This window comes from Micromonospora deserti (genome assembly GCF_003236335.1).
Classification (GTDB): Bacteria; Actinomycetota; Actinomycetes; order Mycobacteriales; family Micromonosporaceae; genus Micromonospora; species Micromonospora deserti.
The window spans coordinates 1-7,234 of record NZ_POUB01000290.1 but is presented as its reverse complement, the minus strand read 5'-3'; the positions used below and the strand labels follow the sequence as shown (position 1 = coordinate 7,234).

7 protein-coding genes are annotated in these 7,234 nt (G+C 76.1%); all 7 read left to right on the top strand.

Annotation, left to right across the window (positions count from 1 at the left end; genetic code table 11):
• The first annotated feature begins 294 nt into the window (after window positions 1-294).
• The 7 genes from nuoH (at window position 295) to C1I99_RS27135 (ending at window position 7,203) form a co-directional block, all read left to right on the top strand.
• Window positions 295-1,257: an NADH-quinone oxidoreductase subunit NuoH gene (gene nuoH, locus C1I99_RS27165; RefSeq protein ID WP_111137058.1), complete on the top strand. Its 963-nt coding sequence runs from the start codon at window positions 295-297 to the stop codon at window positions 1,255-1,257.
• 194 nt (window positions 1,258-1,451) lie between these two features.
• A complete protein-coding gene (locus C1I99_RS27160) occupies window positions 1,452-1,862 on the top strand; it encodes an ester cyclase (RefSeq protein ID WP_111137057.1) in 411 nt (136 codons plus the stop codon).
• Between the two features lie 108 nt (window positions 1,863-1,970).
• The gene (locus C1I99_RS27155) at window positions 1,971-2,603 is read left to right on the top strand and encodes a NuoI/complex I 23 kDa subunit family protein (RefSeq protein ID WP_111137056.1); all 633 of its coding nucleotides are present in this window, start codon (window positions 1,971-1,973) and stop codon (window positions 2,601-2,603) included.
• A 46-nt stretch (window positions 2,604-2,649) separates the two neighbouring features.
• On the top strand, window positions 2,650-3,207 hold the full coding sequence (locus C1I99_RS27150) for an NADH-quinone oxidoreductase subunit J family protein (RefSeq protein WP_111137055.1): 558 nt from the start codon (window positions 2,650-2,652) through the stop codon (window positions 3,205-3,207).
• Window positions 3,204-3,578, top strand: coding sequence for an NADH-quinone oxidoreductase subunit NuoK (gene nuoK / locus C1I99_RS27145; RefSeq protein ID WP_111137054.1), 375 nt, complete (start codon window positions 3,204-3,206; stop codon window positions 3,576-3,578). The genes C1I99_RS27150 and nuoK overlap by 4 nt, the downstream gene beginning before the upstream one ends.
• On the top strand, window positions 3,575-5,524 hold the full coding sequence (locus C1I99_RS27140) for an NADH-quinone oxidoreductase subunit 5 family protein (RefSeq protein WP_111137053.1): 1,950 nt from the start codon (window positions 3,575-3,577) through the stop codon (window positions 5,522-5,524). The genes nuoK and C1I99_RS27140 overlap by 4 nt, the downstream gene beginning before the upstream one ends.
• Before the next feature lie 173 nt (window positions 5,525-5,697).
• Window positions 5,698-7,203: a complex I subunit 4 family protein gene (locus C1I99_RS27135; protein ID WP_111137052.1), complete on the top strand. Its 1,506-nt coding sequence runs from the start codon at window positions 5,698-5,700 to the stop codon at window positions 7,201-7,203.
• The last annotated feature ends 31 nt before the right edge of the window (window positions 7,204-7,234 follow it).

The window sequence follows — 7,234 nt, the reverse complement described above, 5'->3', positions numbered from 1 at the left end:
GCGTCAGAGGTGTATAAGAGACAGGGGTCCGCGCGGCGGCGTCCCGGCCCGCCCGGCCCGGGAGCGGCCCGCGCGGCCGGCACCGGGCGCCCGTCCGGGGCGTACCGCCCGGCCCGACGGCCCCGGCGACGGCCCGGCACCGGCCGGGCAGCCCGCGCCCGACGCCGGCCCGCTCCCCGGCGCCCCGGGTGGCCGCGGCGGCGGGGCCGTCCGCTCCGGCCCACCGGCCGATCGCCCGTCGCCGCAGGGCCCGGCCGCGACCGAGCGCGCCGGCGACGACGGAGGTACGGCCTGATGCCGCTGTGGGTGGAGCTGGTGGTCCGGGTGGGCGGCGTGCTGGTCGCCTTCCTCACCCTGCCGCTGCTGGTCGGCCAGGCCGAGCACAAGGTGATGGCGCACATGCAGGGGCGGCTCGGCCCGATGTACGCGGGCGGGTTCCACGGTTGGGCCCAGCTCATCGCCGACGGCGTGAAGTTCGTGCAGAAGGAGGACGTCACGCCCCGCGACGCGGACCGGGCGGTCTTCCGGCTGGCCCCGGCGGTCGCGCTGGTGCCCTACCTGGTCGTGCTGCTGGTGATCCCGCTCGGCCCGGACGACCTGGTCGGCCAGCCGCTGGACATCGGCCTTTTCTTCGTGCTCGCCGTGGTCGGGGTCGGCGTGGTGGCGGTGCTGATGTCGGCCTGGGCGTCGGCCAACAAGTACAGCCTGCTCGGCGGGCTGCGTGGCGCCGCCCAGCTGCTCGGTTACGAACTGCCGCTGGTCCTGGCGGCCGCCTCGGTGGCGATGGCGGCCGGCACTCTCAGTCTCTCCGGCATCGTCGAGGCGTGGCAGCCGTGGTGGCTGCTCTGGCAGGCACCCGCCATGATCATCTTTTTCGTGGCCGGGCTGGCCGAGATCCGGCGGCCACCGTTCGACATGCCGGTGGCCGACTCGGAGTTGGTCTTCGGCTACATGACCGAGTACACCGGCCTGCGCTTCGCGTTCTTCCTGCTCGCCGAGTACGTCGGCATCGTGGTGATCGCCGCGCTCACCACCGTGCTGTTCCTCGGCGGCTGGCAGGGCCCGTTCGCCGACGCCCAGCTCGGCTGGCTCTGGACCCTGCTGAAGGTCTTCGCCGTCTCGTTCCTGGTCATCTGGCTCCGGGTGACCTACCCCCGGCTGCGCGAGGACCAGCTCCAGCGCCTCTGCTGGCTGGTCCTGGTCCCGCTCGCCCTGGCCCAGCTCGTCCTCACCGCCGCGGTCCGCGTCGCCCTCTGACCGGGCCCCTTCGCGCCGCGGCCGCCCGTCATGCCGGGACAGGAACCGCGTTCCAGGGGGGCACAGAGCGCAGGCCCATCAGGGCGGCTGTCGCGTCCGCCGGCGAAGCCCGAGCACCCCGGCGTACCCCCCGCCCGCGCCGCCCGGGCTTCGCCGGCCGGCGGCGTGGCGGGCGACGCGGCTAGGCTGCCGCGATGACCGATGTGGAGGCAGCGGCCCGGCGTTTCATCGCCGACGTGTGGAACGGCAGGCGGCAGGAGTCGGCGTACGAGCTGGTCGCGCCGGAGTGCCCGGGGCTGGGCGGCAGCGGCCCGGAGGCCACGCTGGCCTGGCACCGGGACCGGCGATCGGCCTTCCCCGACCTGCGCTACAAGGTCGTGGACGTGGTGGCCGCCGGGGACCGGGTGGCCGTGCACTGGCGGGCCGCCGGCACCCAGGCCGGGCAGTTCGGCCCGGTACCGCCCACCGGGCAGGTGGTCAGCTACTCCGGGGCGACCTTCCTGCGCTTCGACGACGCCGGCCGGATCGTCGACGTGTGGAGCTGCAACGAGCTGTTCCAGCTCCTCCAGCAGCTCGGCGTGGAGATGCTCCCGCCCGCGGTCTGACCGGGCACGCGCGGGGCCCGGGCCGACGGCGACGCCGGGCCGCCCCGGGGAAACGGTACCGCCGCGGAGGCCGGGGGGTGGTCGCGCGGGCCGGGGGCACAGGGCAGGATGGTCGGCATGACCGACCGCAGCGAGCACAGCGCGCCGGCCGACGGCACCGGGGATGGCGGCCTGCCCGGCGCGGGCCTGGTCAAGGGGCTCGCGGTCACGCTGAAGACGATGACCCGCCGCACGACCACCCAGCAGTACCCGGACGTCGCCCCCGAGCTGCCGCCCCGCTCCCGTGGCGTGATCGCGCTGCTGGAGGAGAACTGCACGGTCTGCATGCTCTGCGCCCGGGAGTGCCCCGACTGGTGCATCTACATCGACTCGCACAAGGAGGAGCTGGCGGTGCCCGGCGCCGCGCGCCCCCGCCAGCGCAACGTGCTCGACCGGTTCGACATCGACTTCTCGCTCTGCATGTACTGCGGCATCTGCGTGGAGGTCTGCCCGTTCGACGCGCTCTACTGGTCGCCGGAGTTCGAGTACGCCGAGTACGACATCAAGGACCTGCTGCACGACAAGGACCACCTCGGCCAGTGGATGGGAACCGTCCCGCCGCCGCCCGCGCACGACCCGAACGGCGAACCGGCCAAGGAGGAGACGGCCGCCGCGCGCAAGGCCGCGGCCCCGGCCGCGCCCGCCGCCCGTCCGGCCGCCCCGGCGGTACGCCCCGAGCCCGGCGGCGAGGCCGCCCCGTGACGCCGCGGCGCGGGCCGGCCGGCCGGACGCATCGGGGGGTGGCCCGGTGACCGGTGCGGACGTGCTGCTGCTCGGCCTCGGTGCGGTGGCGGTCGGCGCGGGCGTGCTGGTGGTGGGCACGAGGCACCTGGTCCGCGCCGGGCTGTACCTGGTGGTCTGCCTGGGTGCGCTGGCCGGGATGTACCTGGTGCTCACCGCCGAGCTGGTGGCCTGGGTGCAGGTGCTGATCTACGTCGGTGCGGTGGTGGTGCTGCTGCTGTTCGCGGTGATGCTCACCCGCGCCCCGATCGGGCCCTCCGACGACCTGGACCGGCCGGGCTGGCCGGCCGCGCTGATCGGCGGCGGCGCCGGTCTCGGGTTGGCCGCCGTGCTGGTCGACGCGTACCGCTGGACGGCGGTGGAGCTGCCGGCGGCGGGCACCGCGGAACGCCTCGGCGACCAGATCTTCCGCAGCTGGGTGCTGCCCTTCGAGGTGCTCTCGGTGCTGCTGCTCGCCGCACTGGTCGGGGCGATCGTGCTCTCCCGCCCCGAGATCGGCCGGCCCGCGACCGACCGCAATCCCGCCCGGCGGGTCGCCGACGCCGAGGGCGGGCGGTCGCGGTGAGGCCGGTCATCCCGTACGTCACCGCCGCGCTGCTGTTCGGCCTCGGCGTCTACGGCGTGCTGCGCCGGCGCAACGCGGTGCTGGTGCTGATGGCCGTCGAGCTGATGCTCAACGCGGTCAACCTGATCCTGGTCACCGCCGACACCACCGTGCGGGCCCAACTGCCGCACGGCGGCCAGGTCTTCGCGCTCTTCGTGATCGTGCTGGCCGCCGCCGAGATCGGGGTGGGCCTAGCGATCGTCCTCCAGCTGTACCGGCTGCGGGCCACCGTCGCCGTCGACGAGGTGCCGCTGGCCGAGCGCTCGCCGGCCTCGGCCGCCGCCACGTCGACCGGTGCAGCCGCCGCGGGCGGGACGGAGGGGGCGCGGTGAGCCCGACCATCCTGCTCGGCGCGCTGCTGCCGGCCGTACCCCTGGTCGCCGGGCTGACCGGCCTGCTGCTGCCGCCGTCGCCGAGCGGCGCCACCACCGGGGAGGACCGGGCGCGGCGGGCGGCGATCGCCCTCGGCGTGGCCGGCGCCGCCGTCGCCCTGGTCCTCGCGACCGCCCTGCTGGTCACCCTGGACGCCCCGACCGAGGCGTCCACCACCTGGGTCGACCTGGGCGGGCTCACGGTGACCCTCGGGGTGCGGCTGGACGGCGCCGCCGCCCTGGTCGCCGTCGCGGTCGCCGCGGTGGCCCTGGCCGTGCAGGTCTACTCCGTCGGCTACCTGCGCCGCGGCCCGCACGACGACGTCGACGTGGACCACCGCTACCCGCCGTACGCGGCGCAGATCAGCCTCTTCACCGCCGCCATGCTGCTGGTGGTGGTCGCCGGCGACCTGATCATGCTGCTGGTCGGCTGGGAGGTGATGGGGCTCTGCTCCTACCTGCTCATCGCCCACGACCGCCGGCTGCCGGAGGCCCCGGCCGCGGCGATGAAGGCGTTCCTGGTGACCCGGGTCGGCGACGTCGGCTTCCTGCTCGGCATCGCGCTGCTCGGCGTCTCGGCGGGCAGCTTCCGGATCGCCGACGTGCTCGCCCACGACCATCCCACCGGCACGCTCACCGCCGCCTGCCTGCTGCTGCTCGCCGGGGTCGCCGGCAAGAGCGCCCAGTTCCCGCTGCACACCTGGCTGCCCGACGCGATGGCCGGCCCGACGCCGATCTCGGCGCTGATCCACGCCGCCACCATGGTCGCCGCCGGGGTCTACGCGGTGACCCGGCTCTACCCGCTCTTCGACCGCGCGCCGGCCGCGCTGGCCGTGCTCGGGGTGCTGGCCTCGGTCACCCTGCTGCTCGGCGCCCTCGCGGCCACCGCACAGGACGACCTCAAGCGGGTGCTGGCCTGGTCGACGGTCTCCCAGATCGGGTACATGACCGGCGCGCTCGCGGTCGGCTCGCCCCCGGCCGCGCTGTTCCACCTGCTCACCCACGCCGCGTTCAAGGCGCTGCTCTTCCTCGCCGCCGGCGCGGTGATCCACGCCGTCGGCACCACGCTGATGTCGAGGATGGGCGGGCTGCGCCGCGGCATGCCGGTGACCTTCTGGTGCACCGTGGTCGGGCTCGGTGCGCTGGCCGGGCTGCCGCCGCTGTCCGGCTTCTGGAGCAAGGACGGCGTGCTCGCCGCCGCCGGGGACGCCGCCCTGCACGGCGCCGGCCCCGCCCCCTCCTGGGTGGGCTGGCTGGTCTGGCTGGCCGGCCTGGCCGGCGTCGCGGTCACCGCCTGGTACGCCACCCGGCTGCTGCTGCGCACCTTCCTCGGCACGACCCGGTCGCCGCTGGCCCACCCGCACGACCCGCCGGCCGTGCTGCGCTGGCCGCTGCTGCTGCTCGCCGTCCCGGCCGCCCTGCTCGGCCTGGCCGGGTTCGCCGGCGCGTTCGCCGAGCGGCTCCGCCCGGCGACGCCGGCCACCCCGGAGCGGCCGTCCGACCTGCTGCCGCCGGAGCTGATCCACCTCGGGCCGCAGCTGCTGCTGCCGCTGGCGCTGCTGGCGCTCGGTGCCGGGCTGGCCTGGGCCCGCTGGCGGCGGGACCCGGCCGCCGACCCGGCGACCGCGCTCGGTCCGCTGCGGCCGGTCCTCGCCCGCGCGTTCCGGCTCGACGACGTCCAGCACACCCTGGTCGTACGGCCCACGGCGGCGCTGGCCCGGCTGGTGCGTACCGCGGACGAGGTGGTGGTCGACGGGGCGGTCGAGGGCAGCGGGCGGGCCGCGTCCGGTCTCGGCGGCGGGCTCGCCGCGCTGCACCGGGCCGCGCTGCCCCGGGCCGCCGCCGGGGTGCTGGCCGGGGCGCTGCTGATCGGCCTGGCCGCCGTGCTGATCGGAGGGGTCGCGTGAGCGCGAGGAGTGAGCCGGTGTTGCGAGCCTCGCAGTCGCGAACTGAGGGGGCGCCGTGAGCGCGAGGAGTGAGCCGGTGTTGCGAGCCCCGCAGTCGCGAACTGAGGGGGCGCCGTGAGCGCGAGGAGTGAGCCGGTGTTGCGAGCCCCGCAGTCGCGAACTGAGGGGGCGCCGTGAGCCTCGGAGAGTTCCTGCTGGTCGCGGTGCTCGCGGTGCCGGCGCTGGGTGCGCTCGCGGTGGCCGCCACCCCCCAGGACCGGGCCGCCCGGCTGGTCGGCACGGTGGCCGCCGCGCTCACCCTGCTCGCCGGCGCGCTGCTCGCCGTCGGCGACCGGGCCTGGTTCGCCTACGCCCCGGCGGGCCCGGCCGTCCGCCCCTGGCACCGGCTGGACCTGCCCTGGGTGCCCGGCCTGGACCTGCGCTTCCACCTGGGCGTGGACGGCATCTCCTGGCCGCTGGTGGTGCTCACCGCGCTGCTCACCCTGCTCTGCTGCGGGTACACCCTGTGGCGGGTGCCCGCGGGCGGCAGCGGCCGGGCGCTGGTGGCGCTGCTGCTGGTCGTCGAGGTCGGCATCCTGGGCACCTTCCTCGCCCTCGACCTGGTGCTCTTCTTCGTCTTCTTCGAGGTCGTCCTCCTGCCCATGTACGCGGTCATCGCCGGTTGGGGCGGCGCCGACCGCCGGCGGGCGGCCCGCAAGTTCGCCCTCTACACCCTGTTCGGCTCGGTGCTGCTGCTGGTCGGCGTGTACGTCGTGGTGGCCGCCGCCGGCACCGCCGACGTCGTCGCGCTCACCGGCGGTGCCGGGCTGTCCCGGGGCACCCAGCTCGCCGCGTTCACCCTGCTGGCGGTCGCCTTCGCGGTGAAGAGCCCGCTCTGGCCGCTGCACTCCTGGCTGCCCGACGCGCACACCCAGGCACCCACCGTCGGCAGCGTGATCCTCGCCGGGGTGCTGCTGAAGATGGGCACGTACGGGCTGATCCGGGTGGCGGTCGGGGTGGCGCCGGAGGGCGCCCGCTGGGCCGCGCCGGTGCTCGGCGTGCTCGCGGTCGCGGCGATCGGGGTCGGCGCGCTGGTCTGCCTCGCCCAGACCGAGCTGAAGCGGCTGATCGCGTACTCCAGCGTCGGACACATGGGCTTCGTGCTGCTCGGCGTCGCCACGCTCACCAGCACCGGCATCCAGGCGGCGCTGATCGGCAACGTCGCGCACGGGGTGATCACCGGACTGCTCTTCTTCCTCGCCGGGGCCATCAAGGACCGTACCCACACCGGAGACCTGGCCGAGCTGTCCGGGCTGCGGGAGACCGCGCCCCGGCTGGCCGGGCTGCTCGGCTTCGCCGCCGTCGCCTCGCTCGGCCTGCCCGGGCTGGCCGGCTTCTGGGGCGAGGCGCTCGCGGTGATCGCCGCCGTCGAGGTCGGCGGGCCGCTCTGGACCACCCTGGGCGTGCTGGCCGCGGTCGGTGGGGCGCTCACCGCGGCGTACGTCCTGCGGCTGCTGCGCCGGGTGACCCACGGCCGACCCAGCCCGGCGGTCGGGCGGCTCGCCCCCGGGCTGGCCGGCGCCGAGCTGGGCGCGTGGGCGCCGCTGGTGCTGCTGGCACTCGCCGTCGGGCTGGCCCCCACCCTGGTGCTCGGGGTCGCCGAGGCGCCGGTGGCCGCTCTCGTGGAGGTGCTGCCGTGAGCGCGCGGATCGAGCCGGCGGGCCCCAGGGG